Annotated in this window: 1 pseudogene; it reads left to right on the top strand. The window is 52.5% G+C overall.

Features of this window, described 5'->3' with window-relative positions:
* A pseudogene (gene ypjA / locus ATB02_RS25555) lies at positions 1-1,911 on the top strand (adhesin-like autotransporter YpjA/EhaD); the annotation flags it as partial.
* Between the last annotated feature and the right edge of the window lie 9 nt (positions 1,912-1,920).

The raw sequence follows: 1,920 nt of genomic DNA, 5'->3' as shown, positions 1-1,920 counted from the left end.
CACCAGTACGGCACCTTTTCCATTGCCGGAAATTTAGCGACCAATGTGCTGCTGGAAAATGGCGGTAATTTATTGGTATTAGCAGGTACCGAAGCTCGCGATTCCACGGTTGGCAACGGTGGGGCAATGCAAAACCTGGGTCAGGACTTCGCCACAAAGGTTAATTCCGGTGGGCAATATACCCTTGGTCGGTCAAAAGATGAGTTTCAGGCTCTGGCCCGGGCAGAAGATCTACAGGTCGCTGGCGGGACGGCAATCGTCTACGCAGGTACGCTGGCGGATGCATCGGTCAGTGGCGCGACAGGAAGCCTGTCGTTAATGACGCCACGGGATAATGTTACGCCAGTTAAACTTGAAGGGGTGGTCCGGATTACCGATAGCGCGACATTAACTATCGGAAATGGCGTCGATACGACGCTTGCCGACCTGACGGCTGCCAGCCGGGGCAATGTCTGGCTTAACAGCAATAATTCCTGTGCAGGCACCAGCAACTGCGAATATAGAGTAAACAGTTTGCTCCTCAACGACGGTGATGTTTATTTATCAGCACAAACAGCAGCGCCTGCCACAACTAACGGTATCTACAATACGCTGACCACCAGTGAACTTTCCGGCAGCGGTAATTTCTACCTGCATACCAACGTTGCAGGCTCCCGGGGCGATCAACTGGTCGTCAACAACAACGCCACTGGCAATTTTAAAATCTTTGTTCAGGATACCGGCGTCAGCCCTCAGTCTGACGACGCGATGACGCTGGTGAAAACAGGGGGAGGGGATGCTTCGTTTACGCTGGGTAATACCGGCGGTTTCGTTGATCTTGGGACCTATGAGTATGTCCTGAAAAGCGACGGCAACAGCAACTGGAACCTGACCAATGATGTCAAACCCAACCCGGACCCCAACCCAAATCCGAAACCGGATCCAAAACCAGACCCAAAACCGGATCCGAAACCAGACCCGACTCCCGATCCAACGCCGACACCCGTCCCGGAGAAACGCATCACGCCTTCTACGGCAGCCGTACTCAATATGGCAGCAACATTACCGTTGGTCTTTGATGCTGAGCTAAACAGTATTCGCGAGCGGTTGAACATAATGAAAGCGAGTCCACAAAACAATAATGTCTGGGGGACGACGTATAACACCCGTAATAATGTCACCACCGATGCGGGTGCCGGGTTTGAGCAGACGCTGACCGGAATGACGGTGGGGATCGATAGCCGTAATGGTATTCCTGAGGGGATTGCGACGCTGGGCGCTTTTATGGGTTATTCCCATTCACATATCGGTTTTGATCGTGGAGGACATGGCAGTGTGGGCAGTTATTCTCTGGGGGGCTATGTCAGCTGGGAACATGAAAGTGGTTTCTATCTGGACGGTATCGTGAAGCTGAACCGCTTTGAAAGTAACGTAGCCGGTAAAATGAGCAGCGGTGGAGCCGCCAACGGCAGTTATCGCAGCAACGGGCTGGGCGGTTACATTGAAACCGGGATGCGATTTACCGATGGTAACTGGAACCTGACGCCGTATGCATCGTTAACGGGGTTCACCGCTGATAACCCCGAATATCATTTATCCAATGGTATGGAATCGAAATCAGTCGATACCCGCAGTATATATCGTGAACTGGGCGCAACGCTGAGTTACAACATGCGTCTGGGGAACGGCATGGAAGTTGAGCCGTGGCTGAAGGCGGCTGTGCGCAAAGAATTTGTCGATGATAACCGGGTGAAAGTGAATAATGACGGTAATTTTGTCAATGATTTGTCGGGCAGACGTGGAATATACCAGGCAGGTATTAAAGCCTCATTCAGCAGTTCGTTAAGCGGGCATCTCGGGGTGGGGTATAGCCATGGTGCCGGTGTGGAATCCCCGTGGAACGCGGTGGCTGGTGTGAACTGGTCGTTCTGACCATCAACG

Origin of the sequence: Escherichia sp. MOD1-EC5189 (assembly GCF_002966045.1) — a bacterium.
Classification (GTDB): domain Bacteria; phylum Pseudomonadota; class Gammaproteobacteria; order Enterobacterales; family Enterobacteriaceae; genus Escherichia; species Escherichia coli_F.
Note: the sequence above shows the minus strand (reverse complement) of the source record. Positions and strands in the feature narration are given on the sequence as shown.